Here is a 24,896-nt window from a genome sequence, read left to right as displayed (position 1 = left end):
ATTGACGCCGATAGGGTCGTTTTCGATCCTTCGTCTCCCAGACGTGAAGCCTCCCTGTATCAACTGGCCCGCCGCCCCCCGGGGTGGCGGGCTTTTTTTGCGCCGCGCCATGCCCGCATAGGTTGCGGAATTCCAAGTTGTTTTTGCGGTCGGGGAACATTCGGTGGCGCCGCGGTGATTGCGCGCAATCCTTGGTGCCCGGTATGTTGGAACACGTCAGCATCGGCCGCAAAAGCGGCCAGGAGGCCCCCACTGCCGTTCCCGGTCCCCGTCGTGCCGGCATCCTGGGCCGACCTTCTGCTCAGGCCCCTATTGGCCGCGCTGGCCGCCGCACTGCTTGGCCTCGGGGCATTGACGATGGCCGGCTGGCAGGCCGATTCCCTGGCGCGTGAGGAGGAGGGGCGGCGCCTCGCCCAGGCCATCCAGCAGCAGGGGCAGGACACGCTCCGCATGCTGGAACCCTTCGCCGTCTCGGACGAGGCCGCCCTCAACCTCCATGCCGAGCCAGATCCGCGCTGGGCCCAGCGCGAGCTGGCGCGGCACATGGCCTTGCTGCAGCAGGATGTGGCGCTGCTGGTCCGGCCCGACGGCTTCCTGGAACTGGCGCTGGCGGGGCGGGAGGTGCTGCCGCCCGCCCAGGCCGCGCCGCTGCTGGCGCAGCTGGCGCCGGCCATCGCGGCGCTGCGCGGGCAACGCAACGCCCATCGGCCCCAGGCCACCACGCTCGGCACCACGCAGGGGCAGGGGTTGCGGCTGTTGCTGACCACGCGGCTTTCGGGCCGGCCGGCGCAGGTGGCGCTCGCCACCATCATCCCCGCCACCCAGGTCGCGAACCTGCCGCCGCCGCCGCCGCCCATCGTGGTCATGCTGCGCTGGCTGGACAGTCCGGGCTTCCTGCGCGGCGTCTCCAGCGCGCAGATGCTGGCCGGGCTGCGCGTGGCCCCCGTGCTGGCCGAGGAAGGCCTCGCCACCCTCACCCTGCCCGACGCCACCGGCGCCCCGGTGCTGCGCCTCGCCTGGGACGCGCAGCGCCCCGGCGCCGCCCTGCGCCAGGACGTGCTGCCCTTCGTCTGGGCCGGGGTGGTGCTGGTGGGACTCATGGCCTTCTGGTCCGCCTGGCGGCTGCGCCGCACCGTCCGGGCGCTCGCCGAGCGGGAGCGCGACGCGGCCATCGCCGCCCACACCGACGCGCTGACCGGCCTGCCCAACCGCCGCGCCCTGCTGGCCCAGGCGCCCGCCCTGCTCGCCGCGCAGCCCATGCTGCTGATGGTGCTGGATTTCGACCGCTTCAAGCGCGTGAACATGGGCTTGGGCCATGCCGCCGGGGACCGTCTTCTCGCCGGCACCGCCCAGCGCCTCGGCGAATGGCTGCGCGACACCCAGGAGGATGCGCGGCTGTTCCGGCTGGAGGGCGACCAGTTCGTCCTGCTGGTGCCCGCGCCCTCGGAGCTGCCGGCCCAGGCCCGCGGGCCGGCGCTGCGCCTCTTCGCGCGGCTGCGCCGCGCCATCCGCCAGGCGGTGCTGCTGGAGGGGGGCGAGATCCGGCTCGACGTCTCGGCCGGCATGGTGCTGTCCCCCGCCCATGGCACCACGCTGGACGCGCTGCTGCGCCACGCCGATGCCGCCACCCAGGCCGCCAAGCGCGAGGGCCGCGGCCGCGCCCTGATGTTCGAGCCGCGCCTCGACCGCCAGCACGAGCACCGGCTGGCGCTCGAATCCGCCCTGCTGCGCGCCCTGCGCGAAGGGCTGCTGCACGTCCATTACCAGCCGCAATTCGACGCACGCACGGGCGCGCTGCGGGGCGCGGAGGCCCTGGTGCGCTGGGACGACCCGCGGCTGGGCGCCATCTCGCCCGCCGAGTTCATCCCGCTGGCCGAGGAGATGGGCGTGATCTCCGACGTGGCGCTGCTGGTGCTGCGCCAGGCGGTTTCCCTGCTGCGCGACCCCGCGATTCCGCGCCTGTCGGTGAATCTCTCGGTCATGCAGCTGCGGCGCGACGGCTTCCTGGACCAGGCGCTGTCCGTGCTGGCCGAGGCCGGCGTCCCGCCCGCGCGCATCGAGTTCGAGGTGACCGAGGGCGTGCTGGTCGAGGACACGGTGGCGGTGAAGCACCGGCTGGACGCGTTGCGCGCCGCGGGCTTCGCGCTGGCGCTGGATGATTTCGGCACGGGCTTCTCGGCGCTGGCCTATCTGCGCCTGTTCCGCTTCGACCGCCTCAAGATTGACCGCAGCTTCATCCGCGACCTGGGCCAGGAGGCCGAGGCGGCCGCGGTGGTGTCGAGCGTCATCAACCTCGGCCACGGCCTGGGGCTGGAGGTGGTGGCCGAGGGCGTCGAGGCGCCGGCGCAGCTGGCGGAATTGCGCCGCCTGGGCTGCGACCTGGTGCAGGGCTACCTGACCGGCGCGCCCATGCCGCCGGGCGCGCTCAAGCTGCTGGCCGCGCGCGCGAGCGAGGCGGGCATGCGCCAGGACCATGCGCTGGACCACCCCGCCCCTCTTTGACATCCCCGCCACGGGTGATAAGGGAAGCGCCGTCGGAGCGTAGCGCAGCCTGGTAGCGCATCAGTCTGGGGGACTGGGGGTCGTGGGTTCGAATCCCGCCGCTCCGACCACGCCGCCCCTCACCCCAACAGCGCCGGCAACCCCGACAGATCCCGGATTTCGCGCGCGATCACGCCCGGCAGCCGCTCCGGCCGCTGGCCCTGGCGGTTGCACCACACCACCTGCATGCCGAAGGCGGCGGCCGCATGCGCGTCCCAGGCATTGGAGGAGAGGAAGGCGATTCGCGCCGCCGGCAGGCCGAGGCGCTCCTCCGCCAGCCGGTAGACGCGCGGATCGGTCTTGTAGGTCCGCACCGCGTCCACCGACAGCACGGCGTCGAACATCGCCGCCAGCCCCGCATTCTCCACCACCGCCCCCAGCATGTCCGGCGAGCCGTTCGAGAGGATGGCCATGCGCTGCCCGCGCCCGCGCAGCGTGGTGAGCAGGGCCGGCACTTCCGGGAAGGGGGCGAGCTTCAGGTAGAGGCCCATCAGCCGGTCCCGCAGCCCGGGGGTTTCGGCCAGGTCCATCGCATCCAGCGCGTGGTCCAGCGCCTCGCCCGTCACCTGCCAGAAGGGGGCGTAGAGGCCCTGCATGCCGCGCAGCCAGGAATATTGCAGCTGCTTGTCGCGCCACAGCGCGGTCAGGGCCGGGCCGCGCGGGCCGAGCGTGTCGGCGCAGGCGGCGGCGGCCGAGGCGAAGTCGAACAGCGTGCCATAGGCGTCGAAGACGCAGGCCCGCACATCCTCCAGCGCGGTGGTGCTCATGGCCGTGCGCCGAGGGCAGGGCGGGGCTGGCGGGCGGTCATGGCGGTCTCCGGCGCGGGCGGCGCAGCTTGCGCCGCGTGGCGGCGGCGGGGAAGCGGAAAGCACGGGCCGTGATAATTGCGAATGACTCGCAATAGCGTTAGGCTGCCCCCGGTGCCCTTTCCGCACCCGGAGACCCCGCCATGCAACGCCGCGCCCTCCTGGCCCTGACCGGCCTGCTTCCCCACGCCGCCCTGGCCGCCGACCCGCCCACCGACATCGCGAACCCCCTTCCGCCCGCGCGCCTGCTGGAGGCGCTGCGCCGCGGCGGCCACGTCATCTACATCCGCCACGCCCCGACCGAGCGCGAGGGCGCCGACCAGGTCAGCGCCGTCATGGGCCAATGCAGCACCCAGCGCGTGCTGGGCGAGGAGGGCTGGCAACAGGCCCGCGCCCTGGGCGCCGCCTCCCAGCGCCTGGCCATCCCGGTGGGGGAGGTGGTGAGCAGCCAGTATTGCCGCGCCTGGCAGACCGCCGACCTGGCCTTCGGCCGCCACCGCCAGGATGCCGCGCTGAACTTCGAACCGGCCGAGGAGTACAGCGCGGCCCAGACCGCCGCCATGCGCGACCGGCTGCGCCCGCTGCTCTCGGCCGCGCCGCCCGCCGGGCGCAACACCGTGCTGGTCGGCCATGACGACCCCTTCGAGGCCGCGACGGGCATCTACCCCGAGCCGATGGGCGTCGCCTGGGTGGTGCGCCCGGGCGGGCCAGGGGGCTTCACCCTGCTGGGCCAGATCCGGCCCGGCGATTGGGCGGGGCTGCGCTGAACTTCGCTATGCCACGGCGTCCATCGAGGCATGAACCCCGGCCAGCATCTCGAAGGAGCGCAGGCGGGCCGCATGGTCATGGATCTGCGCGGTGACCATCAGCTCATCCGCGCCGGTGCGCGCCACGAACTCCGCGATGCCGCGGCGCACCGTCTCCGGCCCGCCCACGACCGAGCAGGAGAGGGCGTGGTCCAACATGGTGCGCGCCCGCAAGTCGAGGCTCGCCTCGAATCCCTCCACCGGCCGCGGCAGCTTGCCCGGCCGGCCGCTGCGGAGGTTCACGAAGGCCTGCTGAAGGGAGGAGAACAACAGCCGCGCCTCCGCGTCCGTCTCGGCCGCGAAGACATTCAGGCCCAGCATCACGCGCGGCGCGGCGAGGTATTCCGAAGGGCGGAAGCGCTCGCGGTAGATCGCGATGGCGTCCATCATCTGCCCCGGCGCGAAGTGCGAGGCGAAGGCATAGGGCAGCCCCAGATGCGCGGCGAGTTGCGCGCCGAAGGTGCTGGACCCCAGGATCCAGACCGCGACCTCCTCGCCCGCGCCGGGCACCGCCTGCAGCACCTGGCCTGGGGCGGCGGGGCGGAAATAGGCCAGCAGCTCCATCACATCCTGCGGGAACTGGTCCACATCGGCCGTGAGGTTGCGGCGCATGGCGCGCGCGGCCACCTGGTCGGTGCCGGGCGCGCGGCCCAGGCCCAGATCCACCCGGCCGGGATGCAGCGCGGCCAGCGTGCCGAACTGCTCGGCGATGAGCAGGGGCGCATGGTTGGGCAGCATGATGCCGCCCGCGCCGATGCGGATGCGCCGTGTCCCCGCCGCGACATGGGCGAGGGCCACGGACGTGGCGGCGCTCGCGATGCCGGGCATGTTGTGGTGCTCGGCCATCCAGTAGCGGTGGTAGCCGGCCGCCTCCGCGTGCCGGGCGAGGTCGAGCGCGTTGTGCAGCGCCTGGCCGGGGTCGCTGCCCTCGGGCACGGGGGCGAGGTCGAGGACGGATAACGGGATCATGCCCTGCATATGGGCATGGCGGGTGCGCGCGGAAACCCTTGGCGGCCCGCGGTCAGCCCGGCAGGGGAATGTGTTCGTCGCGGTCATCCGCGGGCAGGTCGAAGCGGCCCTGGCCCCAGTTCGCCGCGCGCCATTCCTCCTTCGCGCGCTCGATGCGCTCGCGCGAGGAGGCGACGAAGTTCCACCAGATGTAGCGCGGGCCGTTCAACGTCGCGCCGCCCAGGATCATGATACGCGCGCCCTGCGCCCCGGCCGCGACGGTGATGCGGTCGCCGGGGCGGAAGACCATCATCCGTCCCGCCTCGAACACCTGCCCGGCCACGGAGATGGCGCCGTCCACGATGTAGATGCCGCGGTCCTCGTGGTTGTCGGGCATGGGCAGCCGGGCGCCGGGTTCGAGCTTCACATCGGCGTAGAAGGTCTCGGACAGCATCGTGGCGGGCGCCGACTGGCCATAGGCCTGGCCCAGGATGAGCCGGACGGAGACGCCACGGTCCTCGATGACGGGCAGCGTCTCCTGGCCGTGATGCTCGAAGCTGGGCGCCACATCCTCGTGGCTCTCCGGCAAGGCGAGCCAGGTCTGGATGCCGAAGAGGCTGTTCGGGCCCTGCCGCGCGGCGGCGGAGGTGCGTTCCGAATGCGTGACCCCGCGCCCGGCGACCATCCAGTTCAGCGCCCCGGGGCGGATCACCTGGTCGGCGCCGGTGCTGTCGCGGTGATGGAAGTCGCCCTTGAACAGGTAGGTCACGGTGCCGAGGCCGATATGCGGGTGCGGCCGCACATCCACCCCCTGTCCCGTCAGCAGCTCGGCCGGTCCCGCCTGGTCGAAGAAGATGAAGGGGCCGACCATCTGCCGCTTGGGCGCGGGCAGGGCGCGCCGCACCTCGAATCCGCCAAGGTCGCGGGCACGGGGGACGATCAGGGTCTCGATCGCGTCCACCCCGACGTCATCGGGGCAGCCTGGCTCGAGGGCTGGGTTCCAACTCATGCGCGTCATCCTCCTCGGCGGGTTGCCTGACGTGGCCTGGCGTCCGCCGCATCTTCCCCCAGAACAGGGGTGTCTTTCCAGGCTGGCCTGGCGCTGGCTAGACGCCGCCCGGCACGCGCGCGATCACCTTGATCTCGAAGTCGAACCCCGCGAGCCAGGTGACGCCCACGGCGGTCCAGCTGGGGAAGGGCGCTTCCGGGAAGTGACGGTCCTTCACCTTCAGCACCGTCTCGAACTGCGCCGGCGGGTCGGTGTGGAATGTGGTGACGTCCAGCACGTCATCCAGCCCGCACCCCGCGGCCGCGAGCGTGGCCTTCAGATTGTCGAAGGCGCGTTCCACCTGGCGTTCGAAATCGGGCTCGGCGCTGCCATCCTCGCGGCTGCCGACCTGGCCGGAGACGAACAGCAGGTCCCCGGAGCGGATGGCGGCGGAATAGCGGTGCTTGTCATAGAGGGCCTTGCGATCGGCCGAGGGGAAGAAGGCTTGGCGTCGGGTCATGTCGTGGTTCCTTCCGGGTGGTGGTCAGGGTGTGCCGGCGGCGGCGCGTGGTGGCCGCCGCCGGTCGTGGCCTCACACGCGGTGATGGCTCATCGCCTCGGAAGGGGCGGGGGCCTCCGCGCCACGCCGCCGCGCGAGGGCCCGCGCGACGACGTAGAAGACGGGCGTGAACAGCAGGCCGAACAAGGTCACGCCCAGCATGCCATAGAACACCGCGACACCCAGGCTTTGCCGCATCTCGGCGCCGGCGCCGGTGGCGATGGTCAGCGGCAGCACGCCCAGGATGAAGGCGAGGCTCGTCATCAGGATGGGCCGCAGCCGCGTGCGGGCGGCGGCCACCGCGGCATCCCAGCGGCTGGCCCCCTCCTGCTCCGCCTGGCGCGCGAACTCGACGATCAGGATGGCGTTCTTGGCGGCGAGCCCCACGAGCACCACCAGGCCCACCTGCACCAGCACGTTGTTGTCGAGGCCCGCATAGCGCACGCCCATCAGGGCGGCCAGCACCGACATCGGCGCGATCAGGACGATGGCGAGCGGGAGCAGCCAGCTTTCATACATGGCGGCCAGCACGAGGAAGACGAAGACCACGGCGAGACCGAAGGCGATGGGCGCGGTGTTGCCCACCAGCTTTTCCTGCAGCGCGATCTCGGTCCACTCATAGGTGAAGCCCTCCGGCAGGTGTTCCGCCAGCACGCGCTCCATCAACGCGATGGCCTGGCCGGTCGAGACGCCCGGCAGCGCCGCGCCCTGCAATTCCACCGCGGGGTAGAGGTTGTAGCGCGGCATGCGGTAGGGGCCCGACGTCTCCTGGAAGGTGGCGAGGCTGCCCAGCGGCACCATGGTGCCATTGTCGCTGCGGGTGCGCAGCCGCGCGATGTCCTCGGCGCCCGTGCGGTAGGGCGCGTCGGCCTGGGCGGTGACGCGCCAGGTGCGCCCCAGCAGGTTGAAGTCATTCACGAAGGCCGAGCCGAGATAGACGCTCATCGCCTCATGCACGCGGCTGACCGGCACGCCCAGCATTTCGGCGCGCGTGCGGTCTATGTGGGTGCGGACCTGCGGCGTGGCGGTGTTGAACAGGCTGAAGGCGAAGGCGATGCCCGGCGTCTGGTTGGCCGCGCCCATCACGGCGTGCATGGCGGCCTCCATGGCCTGCGGGCCACGGCCCGCGCGGTCCTGGATCATCAGCTTGAAGCCGCCGCCGGTGCCGATGCCGGGCACCGAGGGGGGCGCCAGCACGAAGACCAGCGCGTCCGGGTCGCCCATCAGCCGGCCCTGAAGGTCGGCCAGGATGCCGCCCGCGGTCAGGCCCTGCGCCGCGCGCGCCTCGAAGGGGGCAAGCGTGGCGAAGATCACGCCGGCATTGGGCGCGTTGGTGAAGGTGGCGCCGTCGAAGCCCGCGAAGGCCACCGCGCTCTCCACCCCGGGCGTGGCCGTGATGGCGTCCGATGCGCGGCGGATCACCGCGTCGGTGCGCTCCAGGTTGGCGCCGGGCGGCAGCTGGAAGGCGGCGATGACATAGCCCCGGTCCAGCGGCGGGATCAGGCCGGTGGGCGTCGTCGTCACCGTCCAGCCCGTCGCCGCCAGCAGCCCGCCATAGATGAGCATCAGCAGCACCGGGATCCGCACCAGCCGCCGCGTCAGCCCGCCGTAGCCGATGGACATGCGGTCGAACAGCCAGTTGAAGCCGCGCGCGAAGGCGCCGAAGGGCCGCATCCACCAGGCGCGGGGCCGGTCATGCTGCCCATGCGGCTTGAGCAGGATGGCCGCCAGCGCCGGCGAGAGCGTGAGCGAGACGACGGCCGAGAACAGCGTCGCCACCGCGATGGTCACGGCGAATTGCTGGTAGAAGGCGCCGGCGATGCCCGGGATGAAGGCCGTGGGCACGAACACCGCCGTCAGCACCAGCGCGATGGCGATGAGCGCGAAGCCCACCTCGTCCATGGTGCGGCGGGCGGCGTCCAGCGGTGAAAGCCCGCCGGCCATGTGGCGCTCGACATTCTCGACCACCACGATCGCGTCATCCACCACGATGCCGATGGCGAGGATCAGGCCGAACATGGTCAGCGTGTTCAGCGTGAAGCCCATGGCCAGCAGCACCGCGAAGGTGCCGATGATGGAGACCGGGATGGCCAGCAGCGGGATCACCGCCGCGCGCCAATTCTGCAGGAACAGGATCACCACCAGCACCACCAGCAGCACCGCCTCCGCGAAGGTGACCAGCACCGCCTGCATGCTCTGCGCGATGAAGCGCGTGGGGTCGTAGACGATGCTGTAGCCGATGCCCGCGGGGAAGCTCCGCGCCGCCTCCTCCATGGTGGCGCGCACGGCGGCCGCGGTGTCCAGCGCATTGCTGCCCGGGCGCTGGAACAGCGCGATGGCGGTGGCCAGGCGGTTGTCCAGCAGCGCATTCACCGTGTAGTCGGCCGCGCCGATCTCGACGCGCGCCACGTCGCGCAGGCGCAGCGGCGCGCCATTCTCGCCGGTGGCGATGACCTGTTCGCCGAATTCCTCGGGGGTGGCCAGGCGGCCCTGGGTCAGCACGGCGAACTCGAAGGCGCCCGCCGTCCCGGCGCGCGGCGCCTGGCCCAGCGCGCCGGCCGCGACCTGCGCGTTGGTGGCGCGCAGCGCCTGCACCACCTCGCCCGCCGTCAGCCCGCGCGCCGCGATGCGGTCGGGGTCGAGCCAGACGCGCATGGCGTAGTCGCGCGCGCCGAACATCTGCGTGTCGCCCACGCCCTCGATGCGGGCCAGCCGGTCGCGGATGTTCAGCGTGGCGTAGTTCGACACGTATTCATGGTCGCGGCTGCCATCGGGCGAGGTGACATGGATCACCATCAGGAAGTCCGGGCTGGCCTTGCGCACGGTGATGCCCAGGCGCCGCACCTCCTCGGGCAGGCGCGGCTCGGCCACGGCCACGCGGTTCTGCACCAGCACCTGCGCCTGGTCGCCATCCACCCCCTGGCGGAAGACGACGGTGACGGTGAGCCGCCCGTCGCCCGTCGCCTGCGAGGAGATGTAGAGCAGCCCATCCACGCCGTTCACCTCCTGCTCGATGGGTCCGGCCACCGTCTCGGCGATCGTCTCCGCCGTGGCGCCGGGATACATCGCGGTGATGGTGACGCTGGGCGGCGCGATCTCCGGATATTCGGAGACCGGCAGGCGGAAGGCCGCGATGGCGCCGATCAGCGTGATGGCGATGGAGATGACGGCCGCGAAGACCGGGCGGTCAATGAAGAAGCGGGCGAAGCGCATGGGGCGTGCCTTTGGGGACGGCCGCCGTGCGCGGCCGCGGGAAACGGGTCAGGGAAGGGGCGGGGTGGCCGGGCGCTAGCGCGTGGCGGCGGCGAAGGGGCCGGGGCCGATATGCCCCGGCTCCGCCGTCACCCGCATGCCCGGCCGCGCGCGATGCAGCCCGCCGATGATGACGCGGTCCTCGGGGCCGAGCCCGCTGCGGACCACCCGCAGCCCGTCGCTGAGCGGGCCGAGGCGCACCTGTCGCGGCGTCACGGTGCCGTCGGGCGCCACGGTCAGCACGAGCCGCCCCGTCTGGTCCGCCATCACGGAGGCATCGGGCACCAGCAGCGCCGGTTCGTCGCCCGTCGAGAGACGGACACGCGCGAAGCCGCCGGGGGTGAGGAAGAGGTCCGGGTTGGGCATCACCGCGCGGACGCGGATGGTGCCGCTGCGCGGGTCGAAGGCGCTGTCCACGAAGTCCACGCGGCCCTCGCGGCTGAACTCCGCCTCGTCCAGCAGGCGCAGCTGGATGGGCAGGCTCGCGCCGCGCAGGCCGGCCTGGGCGGAGCGCGCCTGGCGGAGGTATTCGGCCTCGCTCGCGTCGAAGGTGACATAGACGGGGTCGAGGGCCAGCAGCGTCGTCATCGCGGTCGTGCCCTGCTGCACGAGGTTGCCCGCGTCCACGCGGCGGTCGCTGACGCGGCCGGGGCGGGGGGCGCGGATCTCGGTGAACTCGAGGTCGAGCGCCGCCTGCTGCTCCGCGGCCTGGGCGGCGGCCAGCCCCGCCTGGGCCTCCCGCAGCGCGGCGCGGCGGGAGTCGATTTCCGCCTGGGGGGCGATGCGGCTCGCGGCCAGGGGCTCATATCGCGCCACCTGCTGCCGCGCGAGCAGCAGCCGCGCCTCGTTGCAGGCCACCTCGGCCCGCGCGTTGTCGAGGGCGATGCGGAAGGGGCGCTGGTCCAGCGTGAACAACAGGTCGCCGGCGCGGACGATGGCGCCATCGGTGAAGTGCACCTCGGCCACCTGGCCGGACACGCGAGGCCTGATCTCCACGCGGGCGGAGGGTTCGATGCGCGCCGTGTGTTCCTGCCATTCGGTGACGTGGCGCGAAAGCGGCGCCGCGACGGTGACGCTGGGTGAAGCGGGCTGGGCCAGGGCCACGGGCGTCGCCGCCATCATGGCGGCACCGACCGCGGCGCCGTTGAAGCGCGCCAGCCACGACATCCAGAGGTTGTCCTGTGGCGGGGAGGCCTTGCGCGAAGGGGGGGTCATGGCCTATCTCCTGATGATACCGACCGGTTCGTATCAGATAGAGTTACCGGTCAGTATCAGCAAGTGACCTTTGTGCGTCGCCACATGAAGTTTCAGCAAGGAGTGTTCCGCCATGACCGGCGCCACCGCCGCCGCCAAGCCTTCCGCCGCAGACCGCATCCAGGACGCGGCCAGGGTCTTGTTTGAACGCCAGGGCATCCGTGCCACCGGCGTCGAGGAGGTGTGCCGCGTGGCCGGTGCCACGAAGATGAGCCTCTACCGCACCTATCCCAGCAAGGATGCGCTGGTCGCGGCCATCCTGGCCGAGGACGCGGCCGAGCATCAGGCCTGGGTGGAGGAATCCGTCGCGCAGGCGCCGGACGCCGCGGGGCGGCTGCTGGCCTATATCGAGGCGATGGCGGTCGAGGTGGAGACGCCCGGCGTCTGCGGCTGCCCCATGCTGCTGGCGCAGGCGGAGTTCCGGGACCCGGAGCACCCGACCTACCAGGTCGTCGCCCGCTTCAAGCGCGAGGGCCATGCGAAGATCCAGGCCCTGGCCGAGGAGGCGGGGGCGAAGGACCCGGCCGCCCTGGCGGACCATGTCTCGGTGCTGGTCGAGGGCGCCATCGCCGCGCGCAGCTATCTGGGCGAACCGCGCGCGGCGGCCTCGCTGCGCCATTGCGGCGCCGCGCTGATCCGGGACGCGCTGGCCAGGCCCTGAGGCAAGGCCGCGCGCGCCACGGCGCGGCGCGCGCATGGACCACGCCAGGCGAACGCCGCCTTCCCTCCGCCGCGAAGGCCGAGCGTTCCCGCGTGACGAAGCTCTGGCGCCGCGGCCGCCGGACACATGGGAGAATTGATCGCGCTGCATCTGGGGCGAACCGAAGCAACGGAGACCCCCCGATGATACACCCCTCGCAACGCCACCGCGCCCGCGCGGCGGCCTAGTCCGGGCGCCCGGCATGGTGTCCTTCACCGTCAACAACCGCGTCGTCACCTTCAGCGGCAGCGACGACAAGCCGCTGCTCTGGGTGCTGCGCGAGGATCTGGGCCTGCTCGGCGCCAAGTATGGCTGCGGCATCGCGCAATGCGGCGCGTGCCGCGTTCTCGTGGATGGCGAGTCCACGCCCTCCTGCGTGACGCCCGTGGGCGCCGTCGCGGGTGCCAGGATCGTCACGGTCGAGGGCCTTGCCGAGCCCGACGGCACCCTCTCCCCCGTGCAGCAGGCCTGGATTGACGAGCAGGTGCCGCAATGCGGCTTCTGCCAGCCGGGCTTCCTCGTGGCCGTCACGGCGCTGCTCGACCGCAACCCCAACCCGTCCGATGCCGAGATCAACGCGGTCATCACCAACATCTGCCGCTGCGGCACCTATCCGCGCATCCGCCGCGCCATCCATCGCGCCGCCGCGGCGCAGGGTTGAGGAGAAGGCCATGCCCCGCCTCCTCTCCCGCCGCGCCCTTCTTCTCACGGGCGGCGCGCTGGGCGGCACCGCGCTCGTCGCCGCCGTCGCCGGCACCGGCTACCTCGCCTCCGTGGACATGGACGGGCCCGGCGCCGTCGTGGACGGAGAGCGCGTGGCGTTCAACGCCTTCCTCGCCATCCATCGCGACGGCGGCGTGGTGATCCAGGCGCCGCGCACCGAGATGGGCCAGGGCATCCACACCGGCCTCGCCATGCTGGTGGCGGAGGAGCTGGACATCCCCTTCGACGCGCGCATCCGCGTCGAGCATCCCGTCGAGCAGCTGCCCGTCTACGCGAATTTCGCCCCGCTCAACATCCGGCCGGAGGACCCGACCGGCCCCGTGCTCTGGGCCGCGAAGCGCGTGCTGGGCGCGCTGCCGATGATGAACACCGCGGGCTCCCGCTCCATCATCGGGCTGTGGGTGCCGATGCGGGTCGCCGGCGCCGCCGCGCGCCACATGCTGGTGGCGGCGGGCGCGGCCAGGCTGGGCGTGCCGGTGGGGGAACTCACCACCGCCGATGGATATGTGACGCACGCGCCCTCGGGCCGCGGCATCGCCTATGGCGAGCTGGTGCGCGACGCCGCGCTGGTGCCGCCGCCGCGCGACCCGCCGCTGAAGCCCGCCTCCGCCTGGCGGCTGATCGGCACGCCGCAGAAGCGGGTGGACCTGCCCGCGAAGGTGCGGGGCGCGCCCGTCTTCGGCATGGACGTCGTCCTGCCGGACATGCTGCACGCCGCCATCCGCCAAGCGCCCGTCTCCGGCGCGAGCGTGGCGCGGCTGGCCAATGAGGCCACGATCAGGGCGCTGCCCGGCGTGGTGGACGTGGCCGTCATTGACGGGCGCAGCGTGGCGGTGGTCGCGCAATCCTGGTGGCAGGCCGAGGCGGCCGCCTGGCGGGCCGAGATCGCCTGGAGCCGGACGGAGGCCGACCAAGTCACCACCGCCAAGCTGGCCCGCGACTGCCGGCAGGCGCTCGATGCCCGCGACCCCCACCTGCATCTGCGCGAGGGCGATGTGGACGCCGCCTTCGCCGCGCCCGCGGCGCGGATCGTCACCGCCGACTACGCCGCGCCCTTCCTCGCCCATGCCTGCATGGAGCCGATGAACGCCACGGTGCTGATCCACGCCGATGGCACGGCCGAGGCCTGGTGCCCCACCCAGTCCCCGCTGACCATGCGCTGGGGCGTCGGCCGGGGCGCGCGCCTGGCCGGCGTGGAGCCGACATCCGTGACCTGCCACGTCACCATGAATGGAGGCGCCTTCGGGCGCCGCAGCGAGGTGGATGTGGTGGTGCAGGCGGCCTTCCTGGCCGCCCGCCATCCAGGCCGCCCCGTCAAGCTGCTGTGGTCCCGGCAGGAGGACATCGCGCGCGGCATCTTCCGCAGCCAAGCCGCGGCAAGGCTGCGCGCGGCGCTGGGGTCGGATGGGCTGCCCATCGCCTATGACGCGATGGTGGCCGCGCAGGCGATGATGCACTCGGCGTCCCGCCGCAACCTGCCCTATGGCCTGGGGGCGAGCCCGCATGGCGACCGCTTCTCGGTGGAGGGGCTGGACAAGCGTCACTACCGCTTCGCCAGCCGCCGCGTCCGCAGCCGCCATGTGCCGAGCCATCTGCCCATCGGCGCCTGGCGATCGAACGGCTTCTCCTTCGGCACCTTCTTCACCGAATCCTTCCTCGACGAATGCGCGGCCACGGTCGGGGAAGACGCGCTCGCCTATCGGCGCAGGCTGCTGCGCGACAGCCCGCGCCACCTGGCCGTGCTGGACCGCGTGGCGGCGATGGCCGGCTGGGGTGCGCCCATGGCGCCCGGGCGCGGGCGCGGCATCGCCATCGAGGAATGCTACGAAAGCGTCGTGGCGCAGGTGGCCGAGGTGACGGTGGCGCCCGATGGCGAGCTGACCGTGGACCGCGTCTTCTGCGCCCTGGACGCCGGCATCGTGGTCAATCCGGACAGCGTCGCCGCGCAGATGGAAGGCGGCATCCAGTTCGGCGTCACCACGGCGCTGATGAGCCGCATCACGCTGGACGCGGGCGAGGTGCGGGAGACGAACTTCCACGACTTCCCCATGCAGCGGCTGGCCGATGCGCCCGAGGTGGTGGTCGAGATCCTTCGCAGCGAGCTGCCGCCCGGCGGCGCGGGCGAGCCTGGGATCGTCCCCGTCGCCGCCGCGGTGGCGAATGCCATCCATGCGGCGACCGGGCGGCGCCTGCGCGCCATGCCCTTCGCCGTGCTGGAGCCGGACCGTGACGGCCGTCTCCGCACCTTCCTGCCGCCCGCCACCCAGGCGCGCGGCTGACCCGCACCAAGGCCCGCGCCTTCCCGAATTCATGGAGACCCTCATGACCAGCAAGTGGACCAGCCGGGACATCCCCTCCCAGCATGGACGAACCCTCATCGTGACCGGCACGGGCGGCTTGGGCTTCGAATGCGCCCTCGCCCTGGCGCGCGCGGGCGGCGACGTCATCATCGCCGGCCGCAACCCGGCGAACGGCGCCGAGGCCGTGGGCCGCATCCGTCACGCGGTGCCCGACGCGGCCGTGGCCTTCGAGGCGCTGGATCTGGCGAGCCTCGCCTCCATCGCCGCCTTTGGCGCCCGCATGGCGGCACGCCGCGAGAGCATCGACCTGCTCATCAACAATGCGGGCGTGATGACGCCGCCCCGGCGCGAGACGACGCGGGATGGCTTCGAGCTGCAGCTCGGCGTCAATCACCTCGGCCATTTCGCGCTGACCGCGCACCTGATGCCGCTGCTGGCCCGTGGCCGCGACCCGCGCGTCGTCGCGCTGTCCAGCATCGCCGCGCGGCAGGGGGCGATGGACTTCGAGGACCTCCAGGCGGAGCACGCCTACAGGCCCATGCCCGCCTATGCGCGGTCCAAGCTCGCCTGCCTGATGTTCGCCTTCGAATTGCAGCGCCGCAGCGACCGGCATGGCTGGGGCGTCGCCAGCCTGGCCGCGCATCCGGGCATCGCGCGCACGCAGCTGCTGCACAAGGGGCCCGGCCGGCGCAGCCTCGCGGGGCTCACTCGGTCCTGGCTGTGGTTCCTGTTCCAGCCCGCCGCCCAGGGCGCGTGGCCCAGCCTCTTCGCGGCGACTTCGCCCGATGCCTTGAAGGGTGGCTACTATGGGCCCGACCGGCTGAGCGAAACGCGCGGCCATCCCGCCAGGGCGATGGCCCCCCCGGCGGCCCTGGATGCGGAGGCCGCCAGCCGCCTCTGGGAAGTGTCGTCCGCCCTGACCGGCGTGTCCCCGGGGGAAAGCCTCACGGCCCCGGTGGCACGCTATCCCGGCCTGGCGCCGCGACGACGCCAGGCCTGAGGCCGCGCCGGATGGCCGCGCCCGGTAAGCGGGTGCGACCCTCCGGCCCGGACGTCACACCGCCGTGGCCGCGGCGGGGCGCCGGAGGAGGCGCAGCACCAGCACCGCCCCCAGTTCCAGCGCCACCAGCCCGGCCAGCACGGCCAGCCCGGCCTCGGCGGCCGCCCAGCCCTGGCGGTGCAGCAGGTGGCCCGCGCCGGCCAGCAGGAAGATCCAGCCGGCCGAGCCCAGCGCCGTCGCCGCCAGGAAGCCCGGAAGCGGCAGGCGCAGGACCCCCGCCGGGAGGGCCTGGAAGATCCGCACCGTGGGCACGAACTGGCCCAGGATGGTCGCCCCCGCCGGGTGGCGGCGATAGCCCTCCGCGAGCCGGGTGTAGAGCGCGGTGGAGAGGAACAGCCAGCGGCCGTGGCGCGCGACGAGCGCCTGCGTCCGCCCCTCGCCCAGCCAGGCGCCGAGGCCGTACCAGCCCAGCGCGCCGCCCAGCGAGCCCGCGACCCCCACCGCGCAGCGCAGGGCGAGGTCCCACCCATCCTCCGCCCCGATGCCGATGGCGGGGTAGAGGACGTAGGAGGGCAGCACCGGGAGGAACTTCTCGACCAGGGCGGCGAGGAAGACCGTCTCCAGCGTCGTGGCGCGCAGGAGCGAATCCCACAGGCTCACCACATCGGCTCCGGCTGGCGGCGGGGCAGGCGGTAGGTCCAGACGCGGGCGGGCCAGAGGTTCCACCAGATCATGTCCGAGCCATGCGCGCGCAGCCCGGGGCGCGGCGCCGGCACGGGGGAGCGGATGAAGTAGGTGAACTGCACGAAGGGCGCGCCGGGTGCGGCCGCGCGCAGGGCGTTCGCCACCAGCCGCAACCGCTCATGGCGCGGCCGGACGAGCAGCGGAAGGCCCGCCACGATCGCCGCCGCGGGTTCGTCGAGGCGCCGCAGCAGGGCGGGCACCGCCCAGGCATCCGTCTGCAGCACCCGCGCCATGGGCCAGCGCCGCCGCAGCAGGGCGTAGAAATTGGGGTCGGCCTCGACCAGGATCAGCCGCGCGGGGTCCACGCCCCGCTCCACCAGGGCGCGGGTGATGGCGCCGGTGCCGGGGCCGAGCTCCACGATGGGCCCCGGCATGGAGGGGTCCACCTGCGCGGCCATGGCGCGGGCCAGGTCGGTGCCGCTCGGCTTGAAGGCGCCGGCGCGCAGGGGGTCCTGCATCCAGGAGCGGAAGAAGAGGCGGTTGTCATGGGCGTCGGAAGTCATCTCTTCCGGCAGTCGGGCGGTGGTCTCGGCCAGCATCGGGCACCCTCGCATTCTGTTGTGAGCGGGGCGAAGCTTCGTGACGCTTGATGTCTGCCGTATTTCTCCGGCCGGGCGCCGGCCCGGCTATACAGGTGGCGCGTGCCCGGCCCGGACATTCGGCGGAAACATTCGGGCGCGAGCAAGCCGGGGCAGCACAGAGGATGGCGCGATGGACGACGGAAGGCACACGGTGCTGATCGTGGATGACGATGCCGGCATCCGCGAGGTGATCTCCGAAAGCCTGCGCGGCCATGGCTACCGTACCCTCGATGCCGCCGATGCGCGTGGCATGGGGCGGCTGCTGGCCTCGGAAAGCGTGGACCTCATCCTGCTGGACGTGCTGATGCCGGGCGAGAACGGGCTGACCGCCTGCCAGCGGCTCGCCTCCGGCGCGCATCCCCCGGTCGTGATGCTCTCGGCGCTCGACACGCCGCCGGACCGCATCGCGGGGCTGAATGCCGGCGCGGACTACTACCTCGGCAAGCCCAGCAACCCGGCCGAGCTGCTGGCGGTGGTGCAGGCCACCCTGCGGCGCGGGAAGCACGTCGCGGGCCAGCACTTCCAGCCCTATCGCGTCCGCTTCCTCGGCTGGACCGTGGACTTCACCGCGCATGAGCTGCGCGACCAGGCCGGCGTGCTGGTCCACCTGACCGATGGCGAGCTGTTCATGCTGAAGGCCTTCGTCGAGCGGCCGCGCCGCGTGCTGACGCGCGACCAGCTGCTGGACGCGGCGCGCGGCCCCAACAGCGAGGCCTTCGACCGGGCGGTGGACGTGCAGGTCAGCCGCCTGCGGCGCAAGCTGCGCGCGGGGGGCGATGAACTGATCCGCACCATCCGCAGCGAGGGCTACATGTTCGTCCCCCCCACCAAGCGCCTGTAGGACACGACCCGTGAAGCTCCGCGCCCTTCCGCTGGTGGCCCGCAGCGCGGCCATCCTGATCACCGGCGTGCTGCTGGTGCAGCTGCTGAACCTCGTGGTCTTCCTGGTCTGCCCGCCACTGCCGCTCGGCCCGGTGGGCTTCGACACCATGCAGCGCGCGCTGATGAACGGGGGCGGGATGCGCGGCGTGGAGACGCGGGAAATTTCCGCCCTGGAAATCCCGCCCCAGGACCCGATGCTGCTGCAGATGCGCGACGTGATGGCCGAGCGGCTGGCGCTGCCGGCGGAGCAGCTGCGGGTCCAGTTCGTGTCCGTCCTGCAGGCGATGAAGGGCACGAGCTATGCCCTGCGCGAGCTTGCGGACGGCGGCCATCACCAGGGCGACGTCGAGCGTGCCGCGCTGGACTTCGCCGGCGGCATCACGCTGGCGCGCCTGCTGCCCGACGGGAGCTGGCGCGTCGTGAACCCGGCAGGCTCCTATTTCCGCGGCTGGCTGACCATGGCGGGGATCTGGCTCGTGGGCACGGTGCTCTTTGCCGTGCCCTGCGCCTACCTCGTCGCGCGCTGGTCGGCGCGGCCGGTGCGGCGCTTCGCCGAGGCCGCCGAGCGGCTGGGCCGCAACCCGCGCGCGGCGGACCTGGAACCCGACGGCCCGCGCGAGCTGCGCGGCGCGGCCGTGGCCTTCAACGAGATGAAGCGGCGCCTGGGCCGCTACGTGGACGACCGGCTGAACATGATGAGCGCGATCGCGCATGACCTGCGCATCCCGCTCACGCGCCTCGCCTTCCGGCTGGAACACGCGCCCGCCGCGCTGCGCGAGAAGGCGGCGGCCGACATCGCGGAGATGCAGGACATGCTGGGCGCCGTGCTGTCCTTCGTCCATGCGACGCACGCGCAGCGCGAGCGGCAGCCGCAGGAGCTGCGCTCCCTGCTGTCGAGCATCGCCGACGACCTGGCGCTCACGACCCGTGCGACCGTCAGCCTGGAGGAGGGGCCCGACGTCATCCTGAACGGCGATGACGTGGCGCTGCGAAGCCTCTTCACCAACCTGATCCACAACGCCGTGGTCTATGGCGGCGCGGCGCGGATCCGCCTGTCGCGGGAGCCGGGCTCCGCCATCGTGCAGATCGAGGATGACGGTCCCGGCCTGCCGCCCGAGGAGCTGGAGCGCGTCTTCGAACCCTTCTACCGCGCGGAGAAATCCCGCAACCGGGCCACGGGCGGCATCGGCCTCGGCCTGGCGCTGGTGCGCTCCATCGCCATTTCCCATGGCGGGTCGGCGAGCCTCGAGAACCTCGCCGCGCGCGGGCTGCGCGCCACGGTGGTGCTGCCGGCATGATCGAGCCACGGACCGGCGCCCGCGTGGCGCCGCACGGAATGCCGCTGCGCCTGCGCGACATCAACCTGTTCCGCCGCAGCGCGCGCAGCGACGCGCGCCTGGGCGGGATGCGCGGCGCGGAGGCTTTCGAACGCCTCTATGCCGAGGCGCCGGGCAACGACCCCTGGGCCTCCGCCGACAGCCGCTACCTGTACCAGCGGCGCAAGTATGAACGCATCCTCTCCCTGCTGCCGCCTGGCCGCAACTTCGCGCGGGCGCTCGACCTGGGGTGCGGCCTGGGCCTGCTGGCCGAGCGCGTGGCGCCCCGCTGCCGGGACATGCTGGGGATGGATGTCTCGGCCACCGCGCTCGGGCGTGCGCGGGAACGGCTCGGCGCATCCCTGCCGCATCTGCGCTTCGAGGAGGGCGATGCCACGCGCCTGCCGGCCGCCTTCGACGGGGGGTTCGACCTCGTCCTGGCGGCCGACGTGATCTACTACCTGCCGCCCGCCGAACTGACCGATGCGGGCCTCAAGGCGCTGGTGGCGCGGCTCGCGCGGCTGCTGATGCCGGGTGGCCTGCTGCTGGTCGCCAACCATGATTTCTCGGGCTGGGACGCCGACACCAGGCTTTCGCGCCGCATCCATGCCGCCCTGCGCTGGTGCCCCGCCCTGCGCCTGGCGGAGGAGCGGCGCTTCGCCTTCTTCCGCGCCTCCGTGCTCCAGGGCGGGCAAGGGTAGGATCCGCGGGGGCGGGGCATCGCCCCCGGCGACGGACGCGGCGCCGAGGCCCCGGCCCCGTCAGTAGGGCGGCGCCCGGTGTTCGCGCTGACGGCGCGCCGCCTCGGCCCACCAGGCCAGGTCATCGGCGAAGCGCGGAAATGCCCGTGCCAGCGCCGCGCCGCCCTCGCCGGTGGGTCTGCCTTCCTCGTCGAGCGACGCGGTGATGGCGCCGACCGTCAAGGTGCTCGAGATGACGACCATGCCCATCTCGGAGAGCGTCCCGTGCCAGGCCAGGTTGGCCCGCGCGCCGCCCAGCCGGCCGGCCGAGTAGCTGGCGATGGCCGCGGGCCGCCAGAACCATTCCTCGAGGAAATGGTCCGTGAGGTTCTTGAGCCCCGGCTGGACGCCCCAGTTGTACTCGCCGGCGACCAGCACGAAGCCATCGGCCCCCCGGATCTTCCTGGCCAGGGTCTCCAGCACCTCGGGTGCCTCTCCGGCCGGATGCTCCTTGTACATCCGGTCCAGCATGGGCAGGCCGAGCGCCTTGGCATCCACCAGCTCGGCCTCGGCCCCTTGCGCCGTGAACGCCTCGACCAGGAATCGGGCGAGCCGGATGCCGGCCCGGTCCGAGCGATAGGAGCCGTAGAGGACGAGCAGCTTCAGGGCCATGATGTCTCCGCCTTCCGGTGGGTGGCTCTCCCCGGCGGCCGATCCGCGCGTCCTCGCGACCGCGCGCCCGCCAGGCGCCTTGACCGCGACCACGGGGCCGCGTCGTGCCGCACGATAGCCTTCCGGCCGGACCCCCGCGAAGAAAAAGATCGCGGCGCGCGGTCCGCGCGACGACCGGGTGCCGCTTTGTGGATGGATGATCCCGCGGCGGAGAATCAAGGTGCGGGAGGTTGAGCGTCCGCTCCCCCGCGACACCATGGCGATGAGGGCGATCGGGACAGCTGTGGCAACGGCGCCCTCCGCCTGCGCACCCATGATGGCTAACCAGGGGGAGAGACATCTACTTGCGGTTCACGGCCAGCGGCGCGCGCCATGGATCGGTTGGTCGGCGAACATGACCGTGGTGTATAGGAGGCGCGTATTGCGCCGCCTCGCTGGCAAACAGCGGGATCGGGATCATAAGGCCGGGGACACAGGTGGAAGCAGCCAGCCCAGGGGGGCGGAACGAGCAGGCGTTGCTGGTGTCCAATTCCCCACCGAACAGGGAGCAGAAGCTCTTCGCCCTCGGTGTGGTCGCCGTTCTCCTGGGCGCAATGCTGCTGGTGGCGCCCTTCGCGCGGAACAGGCTCGAAGGCAGCGAGCCCATGGTGCTGGCCTATACCGCCGCGGTCTTCACCACCGAGATGATCACCGCGGCGCTCCTCCTGTCGCTGTTCGCCGTCCAGCGGTCCCCGGCGATCCTGGTGCTCGCCATCGCCTACCTCTACTCGGGCTTCATGGCCGTTCCCTGGGCGCTCTCCTTTCCCACCGTGGTCGCTTCGCTGGGCCTTGCCGAGGCAGGGCAGCAGACGACGGCTTCCATCGCGGCGATGCGACGCATCGGCTGCCCGCTTTTCCTTCTGGCATACGCCATGCTGCGGCGGAGCGGGGAGGTGCCTGCGGGCAGGATGGTTCCAGCCATGATCGTGGGCTCCGTCGCGGCGGTCGCGGTCGTGGTCGCCGGCGTCACCTGGACCATCCTCGGGAACCAGGACCTGCTGCCGGTCTTCGTGGATGAAGGCCGGCGGATCACCCATGTCTGGATGTACGTGCCGATCGTCGCCCTGGCCCTGTACGCGGTGCTGATCGTGCTGCTCGGGCTGTTCGGACGATCGGTCCTGGACCTCTGCCTGCTGGTGGTCATCTGCGCGCTGACGATCGATCTCGTCTTGCTGTCATTCGTCAGTGCCGGCCTGCAGTTCAGCGTCGGCTGGTGGGCGGGCCGGCTCTACAGCCTCGCCGCCGCGAGCGTGGTCCTGATCGTGCTGCTGGCCGAGGCCGCCTCCCTTTCGGCCAGGCTCGCCCGGTCCGCCGCGGCCGAACGCCGTGCGCACGAGGACAGGATGGTGACGCTGCAGGCCTTCTCCGCCGCCGTCGCGCACGAGATCAACCAGCCGCTGGCCAGCATGGTCACCAACGCCGATGCCGGCCTGCGCTGGCTGGCGCGGGAGCGACCCGATGTGGAGGAGGCGCGCGCCGCGCTCACGCGCATCGCGAGGGACGGCCACCGTGCCGGGAAGGTGGTCGAGGGCATCCGCACCACGTTCAGCAAGCGCGACGAAGACCGCGGGCAGCTCAACATCAACCAGCTCATCCGCGACGTGCTGGACTGCTACAGGGACGAATGCCGGGCGGCCCATGTCGTCATGCAGACCGAGCTGGACCCGGACCTGCCGTTGGTGTCGGGGAACCGGGTGCAGATCGAGCAGATCATCGCGAACCTCGTCACCAATGCCATTGACGCCATGAGGACGGTGACGGATGGCGAGCGGGTCCTTCGCGTCACTTCCACCGCCATGTCGGCCGGTGAGGTGGTCGTCTCGGTGGCAGACTCTGGCATCGGCCTGCCGCCAGCGCATGCCGACCGTCTCTTCCAGCCCTTCTTCACGACGAAGCCCAACGGCCTGGGCGTGGGGCTGACCGTCTCCCGCCTGATCCTTGAGGCGCATGGCGGCCGGCTCTGGGCCTCCGACAACGCCCCGGCGGGCGCGATCTTCCACTTCGCGCTGCCCTGCGCCGCGCGCCCCGCCCCCTTCGCCGAGGAGCGGGCCCGATGACATCCGTCGTCTTCATCGTGGATGACGACCAGGCGGTGCGCGAGGCGCTGCAAAGCCTGCTGCGGTCGGTGGGCCATGTGGTGGAGGCGTTCGAGTGCACACGCGACCTGCTCGAGCACCGGCAGCGCATGGCAGAGCTGGCGGGATGCCTCGTGCTCGACGTGCGGCTGCCGGGGCAAAGCGGGCTTGATCTGCAACGGCAGCTCGCGGCGGACGGGATCCTGCTGCCGATCGTCTTCATCACGGGGCATGGCGACGTGCCCATGTCGGTGGCCGCGATGAAGGCCGGGGCGATCGAGTTCCTCACCAAGCCGTTCCGGGACCAGGATCTGCTCGACGCCGTCCATCGCGCCCTGGAGCTCGACACGGGCCGCCGCGCCGCCGCCACCGCGCTTGCCGCCCTGCAGGCCCGCTTCGACTCGCTGACGGCCAGGGAGCGCGAGGTCATGGCGCTCGTCGCCGCCGGGCAGCTGAACAAGCAGATCGCCGCGGAGCTGGAGCTTGCGGAGGTGACGGTGAAGGTCCACCGCGCCCAGGTCATGGCCAAGATGCAGGCGAGGTCACTGCCGGAGCTGGTCCGCATGGCCGACCGGTTGTCCGCAGATGGCCGGGGCGGCTAGGCCGCATACCTTGGTATAGTTGCCGCGACCCGATCCGCCGCCCGAGGATGTGCCGGCGGGATCGTCCCGCGGGGCAGCGACGCCCGCGCCCCGTCGCATGCCGGGCCAGGCGCCGATGCGCGAAGGGATCAAAGATCGGCGCCATCGGCAAAGGACAGGATGGACAGCACACCTCTCGTGGCGATCGTGGACGACGACGAGGCGGCCTGCGAGGCGGTTGCCGCACTGGTCCGGTCGTTCGGCTACAGGGTGGCGGAGTTCCACAGCGCCTCGGCCTTCCTGCGATCCGGCAGCCTGGCCCGGACCGCCTGCCTGATCGTGGACATGCGGATGCCTGGCATGACGGGGCTGGACCTCTATCGGCATCTGCGCGGCGGCGGCACGCCGGTGCCGACCATCATCATGACCGCGCACGCCACCGAGGCGTCCCGCACCAGCGCGCTCGAGGCGGGGGTCCGTTGCTACCTGCCCAAGCCGGTGCGGCCTGACGCGCTGCTCGCGTGCATCCGTTCAGCGATGGCGCATCGGGCCTGACCGCGCCTGGGCTCGTTCCGCGGGAAGGCGCCTTGCCCCCGGTAGCCACAGGTTCAATGCGGCCCATACCATCAGACAATTGTTTCCACCCGGCCGGCTTTTCCAATCTCCGCCCATCAGAGGCGTCCCGGCCGGGTGCACCCGCAATCCGGCCGCCCGCCCTTCCGACGATGGAGCGATTCTATGCAGGCGATGCCCAAGGCCAGCGCGACCCCTGGAAAGCTGCTGCTGACGCCGCGCGACCACACGCTGATCATGATCGACTTCCAATCGCAGATGGCCTTCGCCACGAAGTCCATTGACGCCATGACGCTGCGCGGCAACGCGGCGCTCATCAGCCGCGCCGCCAAGGGCTTCGGGGTGTCCACGATCCTGACCACCGTCGCGGCGGCCAGCTTCTCCGGCCCGATGTTCGACGAGATCACCGCGGCCTTCCCAGGCCAGGCGCTGCTGGACCGCACCAGCATGAACACCTGGGAGGACGAGGCGGTGATCGCGGAGGTCAACCGGCTGGGCAAGGCGCGCGTCGTGCTCGCGGGGCTGTGGACCTCGGTGTGCATCGTGGGCCCGGCGCTCTCCGCGCTCGACCAAGGCTTCGAGGTGCTCGTCATCGCCGATGCCTGCGGCGACGTCTCCGACGAGGCGCATGACCGCGCCATGGACCGCATGGTGCAGGCGGGCGCGCAGCCCATGACGTCCCTGCAATACCTGCTGGAGCTGCAGCGCGACTGGGCGCGCGGCGAAACCTACGACATGACGACGGGCATCGCGCGCGAGCTCGGCGGGGCCTACGGCCTCGGCATCACCTACGCCAAGACGATGTTCAACGCGTCCGAGGGGCATTGAGGCCCGGCGCGACGCCGACCGAGGACCGGCCCTGATAGACCCGGTGTG

22 protein-coding genes and 1 tRNA gene are annotated in these 24,896 nt (G+C 72.2%); 14 read left to right on the top strand and 9 right to left on the bottom strand.

Features of this window, described 5'->3' with window-relative positions; genetic code table 11:
- Positions 1-357: 357 nt before the first annotated feature.
- Positions 358-2,502 (top strand): putative bifunctional diguanylate cyclase/phosphodiesterase, encoded by a 2,145-nt coding sequence (locus tag JTN19_RS01240; RefSeq protein WP_206929360.1) that lies wholly within the window; start codon positions 358-360, stop codon positions 2,500-2,502.
- Between the two features lie 33 nt (positions 2,503-2,535).
- Positions 2,536-2,612, top strand: a tRNA-Pro gene (locus JTN19_RS01235).
- Positions 2,613-2,621: 9 nt separating this feature from the next.
- On the opposite strand, the gene JTN19_RS01230 is transcribed toward JTN19_RS01235, so the two are convergent.
- Positions 2,622-3,308 carry a haloacid dehalogenase type II gene (locus JTN19_RS01230; RefSeq protein WP_206929358.1) on the bottom strand — a complete coding sequence of 229 codons (687 nt, stop codon included), beginning with the start codon at positions 3,306-3,308 and terminating at the stop codon, positions 2,622-2,624.
- 182 nt (positions 3,309-3,490) lie between these two features.
- On the opposite strand from JTN19_RS01230, the gene JTN19_RS01225 reads away from it, so the two are divergent.
- Positions 3,491-4,114 (top strand): histidine phosphatase family protein, encoded by a 624-nt coding sequence (locus JTN19_RS01225; protein WP_206929350.1) that lies wholly within the window; start codon positions 3,491-3,493, stop codon positions 4,112-4,114.
- 6 nt (positions 4,115-4,120) lie between these two features.
- Here JTN19_RS01225 and JTN19_RS01220 read toward each other — a convergent pair whose 3' ends face one another.
- The 5 genes from JTN19_RS01220 to JTN19_RS01200 form a co-directional block, all read right to left on the bottom strand.
- Positions 4,121-5,122: an LLM class flavin-dependent oxidoreductase gene (locus JTN19_RS01220; RefSeq protein ID WP_206929348.1), complete on the bottom strand. Its 1,002-nt coding sequence runs from the start codon at positions 5,120-5,122 to the stop codon at positions 4,121-4,123.
- A 52-nt stretch (positions 5,123-5,174) separates the two neighbouring features.
- A complete protein-coding gene (locus JTN19_RS01215) occupies positions 5,175-6,110 on the bottom strand; it encodes a pirin family protein (protein WP_206929346.1) in 936 nt (311 codons plus the stop codon).
- A gap of 97 nt (positions 6,111-6,207) precedes the next feature.
- Entirely contained in the window at positions 6,208-6,609 is a 402-nt protein-coding gene (locus JTN19_RS01210; RefSeq protein ID WP_206929344.1) for a RidA family protein, read from the bottom strand.
- Between the two features lie 72 nt (positions 6,610-6,681).
- Positions 6,682-9,861, bottom strand: coding sequence for an efflux RND transporter permease subunit (locus JTN19_RS01205; RefSeq protein WP_206929341.1), 3,180 nt, complete (start codon positions 9,859-9,861; stop codon positions 6,682-6,684).
- A 75-nt stretch (positions 9,862-9,936) separates the two neighbouring features.
- Positions 9,937-11,115, bottom strand: coding sequence for an efflux RND transporter periplasmic adaptor subunit (locus JTN19_RS01200; RefSeq protein ID WP_242530754.1), 1,179 nt, complete (start codon positions 11,113-11,115; stop codon positions 9,937-9,939).
- A gap of 112 nt (positions 11,116-11,227) precedes the next feature.
- Here JTN19_RS01200 and JTN19_RS01195 point away from each other — a divergent pair, with 112 nt between their 5' ends.
- The 4 genes from JTN19_RS01195 to JTN19_RS01180 all read left to right on the top strand — a co-directional run bounded on the left by JTN19_RS01195 (position 11,228) and on the right by JTN19_RS01180 (position 15,877).
- Complete coding sequence (locus tag JTN19_RS01195) at positions 11,228-11,815, top strand: TetR/AcrR family transcriptional regulator (RefSeq protein WP_206929339.1); 588 nt, start codon at positions 11,228-11,230, stop codon at positions 11,813-11,815.
- A 241-nt stretch (positions 11,816-12,056) separates the two neighbouring features.
- Positions 12,057-12,515 (top strand): (2Fe-2S)-binding protein, encoded by a 459-nt coding sequence (locus JTN19_RS01190; protein WP_206929337.1) that lies wholly within the window; start codon positions 12,057-12,059, stop codon positions 12,513-12,515.
- Positions 12,516-12,525: 10 nt separating this feature from the next.
- The gene (locus JTN19_RS01185) at positions 12,526-14,856 is read left to right on the top strand and encodes a xanthine dehydrogenase family protein molybdopterin-binding subunit (RefSeq protein WP_206929336.1); all 2,331 of its coding nucleotides are present in this window, start codon (positions 12,526-12,528) and stop codon (positions 14,854-14,856) included.
- A 43-nt stretch (positions 14,857-14,899) separates the two neighbouring features.
- Positions 14,900-15,877, top strand: coding sequence for an SDR family oxidoreductase (locus tag JTN19_RS01180; protein ID WP_206929334.1), 978 nt, complete (start codon positions 14,900-14,902; stop codon positions 15,875-15,877).
- A 54-nt stretch (positions 15,878-15,931) separates the two neighbouring features.
- Here the strand turns inward: JTN19_RS01180 and JTN19_RS01175 are convergent, their stop codons facing one another.
- On the bottom strand, positions 15,932-16,537 hold the full coding sequence (locus JTN19_RS01175; RefSeq protein ID WP_206929332.1) for a VTT domain-containing protein: 606 nt from the start codon (positions 16,535-16,537) through the stop codon (positions 15,932-15,934).
- A complete protein-coding gene (locus JTN19_RS01170) occupies positions 16,534-17,160 on the bottom strand; it encodes a class I SAM-dependent methyltransferase (protein ID WP_206929330.1) in 627 nt (208 codons plus the stop codon). Before JTN19_RS01170 ends, JTN19_RS01175 begins: the two co-directional genes overlap by 4 nt.
- Before the next feature lie 172 nt (positions 17,161-17,332).
- On the opposite strand from JTN19_RS01170, the gene JTN19_RS01165 reads away from it, so the two are divergent.
- From JTN19_RS01165 to JTN19_RS01155, 3 genes are read left to right on the top strand one after another with little or no spacing between them, the layout of a single operon-like run.
- Positions 17,333-18,043 (top strand): response regulator, encoded by a 711-nt coding sequence (locus tag JTN19_RS01165; RefSeq protein ID WP_206929323.1) that lies wholly within the window; start codon positions 17,333-17,335, stop codon positions 18,041-18,043.
- Positions 18,044-18,053: 10 nt separating this feature from the next.
- Positions 18,054-19,382 (top strand): ATP-binding protein, encoded by a 1,329-nt coding sequence (locus tag JTN19_RS20475; RefSeq protein WP_206929321.1) that lies wholly within the window; start codon positions 18,054-18,056, stop codon positions 19,380-19,382.
- On the top strand, positions 19,379-20,101 hold the full coding sequence (locus tag JTN19_RS01155) for a class I SAM-dependent methyltransferase (RefSeq protein ID WP_206929319.1): 723 nt from the start codon (positions 19,379-19,381) through the stop codon (positions 20,099-20,101). The genes JTN19_RS20475 and JTN19_RS01155 overlap by 4 nt, the downstream gene beginning before the upstream one ends.
- A 60-nt stretch (positions 20,102-20,161) precedes the next feature.
- Here JTN19_RS01155 and JTN19_RS01150 read toward each other — a convergent pair whose 3' ends face one another.
- Positions 20,162-20,752, bottom strand: coding sequence for an NADPH-dependent FMN reductase (locus tag JTN19_RS01150; protein WP_206929317.1), 591 nt, complete (start codon positions 20,750-20,752; stop codon positions 20,162-20,164).
- Between the two features lie 521 nt (positions 20,753-21,273).
- Here JTN19_RS01150 and JTN19_RS01145 point away from each other — a divergent pair.
- The 4 genes from JTN19_RS01145 (at position 21,274) to JTN19_RS01130 (ending at position 24,848) form a co-directional block, all read left to right on the top strand.
- A complete protein-coding gene (locus JTN19_RS01145) occupies positions 21,274-22,848 on the top strand; it encodes an ATP-binding protein (RefSeq protein ID WP_206929315.1) in 1,575 nt (524 codons plus the stop codon).
- Positions 22,845-23,468: a response regulator transcription factor gene (locus JTN19_RS01140; protein ID WP_206929307.1), complete on the top strand. Its 624-nt coding sequence runs from the start codon at positions 22,845-22,847 to the stop codon at positions 23,466-23,468. Before JTN19_RS01145 ends, JTN19_RS01140 begins: the two co-directional genes overlap by 4 nt.
- 159 nt (positions 23,469-23,627) lie before the next feature.
- Positions 23,628-24,002 (top strand): response regulator transcription factor, encoded by a 375-nt coding sequence (locus JTN19_RS01135; RefSeq protein ID WP_206929298.1) that lies wholly within the window; start codon positions 23,628-23,630, stop codon positions 24,000-24,002.
- 183 nt (positions 24,003-24,185) lie between these two features.
- Entirely contained in the window at positions 24,186-24,848 is a 663-nt protein-coding gene (locus tag JTN19_RS01130) for a hydrolase (RefSeq protein ID WP_242530753.1), read from the top strand.
- Positions 24,849-24,896: the final 48 nt, after the last annotated feature.

Source organism: Roseococcus thiosulfatophilus (assembly GCF_017311575.1).
Lineage (GTDB): Bacteria > Pseudomonadota > Alphaproteobacteria > Acetobacterales > Acetobacteraceae > Roseococcus > Roseococcus thiosulfatophilus.
This window is presented reverse-complemented; position numbering and strand designations above follow the sequence as displayed.

Bases quoted from the DNA above. Each gene is read 5' to 3' on its own strand.
- JTN19_RS01140 (WP_206929307.1), top strand. From the start codon at position 22,845: ATGACATCCGTCGTCTTCATCGTGGATGACGACCAGGCGGTGCGCGAG.
- JTN19_RS01205 (WP_206929341.1), bottom strand. From the start codon at position 9,861: ATGCGCTTCGCCCGCTTCTTCATTGACCGCCCGGTCTTCGCGGCCGTC.
- JTN19_RS01130 (WP_242530753.1), top strand. From the start codon at position 24,186: ATGCAGGCGATGCCCAAGGCCAGCGCGACCCCTGGAAAGCTGCTGCTG.
- JTN19_RS01170 (WP_206929330.1), bottom strand. From the start codon at position 17,160: ATGCTGGCCGAGACCACCGCCCGACTGCCGGAAGAGATGACTTCCGAC.
- JTN19_RS01200 (WP_242530754.1), bottom strand. From the start codon at position 11,115: ATGACCCCCCCTTCGCGCAAGGCCTCCCCGCCACAGGACAACCTCTGG.
- JTN19_RS01185 (WP_206929336.1), top strand. From the start codon at position 12,526: ATGCCCCGCCTCCTCTCCCGCCGCGCCCTTCTTCTCACGGGCGGCGCG.
- JTN19_RS01225 (WP_206929350.1), top strand. From the start codon at position 3,491: ATGCAACGCCGCGCCCTCCTGGCCCTGACCGGCCTGCTTCCCCACGCC.
- JTN19_RS01150 (WP_206929317.1), bottom strand. From the start codon at position 20,752: ATGGCCCTGAAGCTGCTCGTCCTCTACGGCTCCTATCGCTCGGACCGG.
- JTN19_RS01165 (WP_206929323.1), top strand. From the start codon at position 17,333: ATGGACGACGGAAGGCACACGGTGCTGATCGTGGATGACGATGCCGGC.
- JTN19_RS01180 (WP_206929334.1), top strand. From the start codon at position 14,900: ATGACCAGCAAGTGGACCAGCCGGGACATCCCCTCCCAGCATGGACGA.
- JTN19_RS01210 (WP_206929344.1), bottom strand. From the start codon at position 6,609: ATGACCCGACGCCAAGCCTTCTTCCCCTCGGCCGATCGCAAGGCCCTC.
- JTN19_RS01240 (WP_206929360.1), top strand. From the start codon at position 358: ATGGCCGGCTGGCAGGCCGATTCCCTGGCGCGTGAGGAGGAGGGGCGG.
- JTN19_RS01190 (WP_206929337.1), top strand. From the start codon at position 12,057: ATGGTGTCCTTCACCGTCAACAACCGCGTCGTCACCTTCAGCGGCAGC.
- JTN19_RS01220 (WP_206929348.1), bottom strand. From the start codon at position 5,122: ATGATCCCGTTATCCGTCCTCGACCTCGCCCCCGTGCCCGAGGGCAGC.
- JTN19_RS01215 (WP_206929346.1), bottom strand. From the start codon at position 6,110: ATGAGTTGGAACCCAGCCCTCGAGCCAGGCTGCCCCGATGACGTCGGG.
- JTN19_RS01230 (WP_206929358.1), bottom strand. From the start codon at position 3,308: ATGAGCACCACCGCGCTGGAGGATGTGCGGGCCTGCGTCTTCGACGCC.
- JTN19_RS01195 (WP_206929339.1), top strand. From the start codon at position 11,228: ATGACCGGCGCCACCGCCGCCGCCAAGCCTTCCGCCGCAGACCGCATC.
- JTN19_RS01155 (WP_206929319.1), top strand. From the start codon at position 19,379: ATGATCGAGCCACGGACCGGCGCCCGCGTGGCGCCGCACGGAATGCCG.
- JTN19_RS01135 (WP_206929298.1), top strand. From the start codon at position 23,628: ATGGACAGCACACCTCTCGTGGCGATCGTGGACGACGACGAGGCGGCC.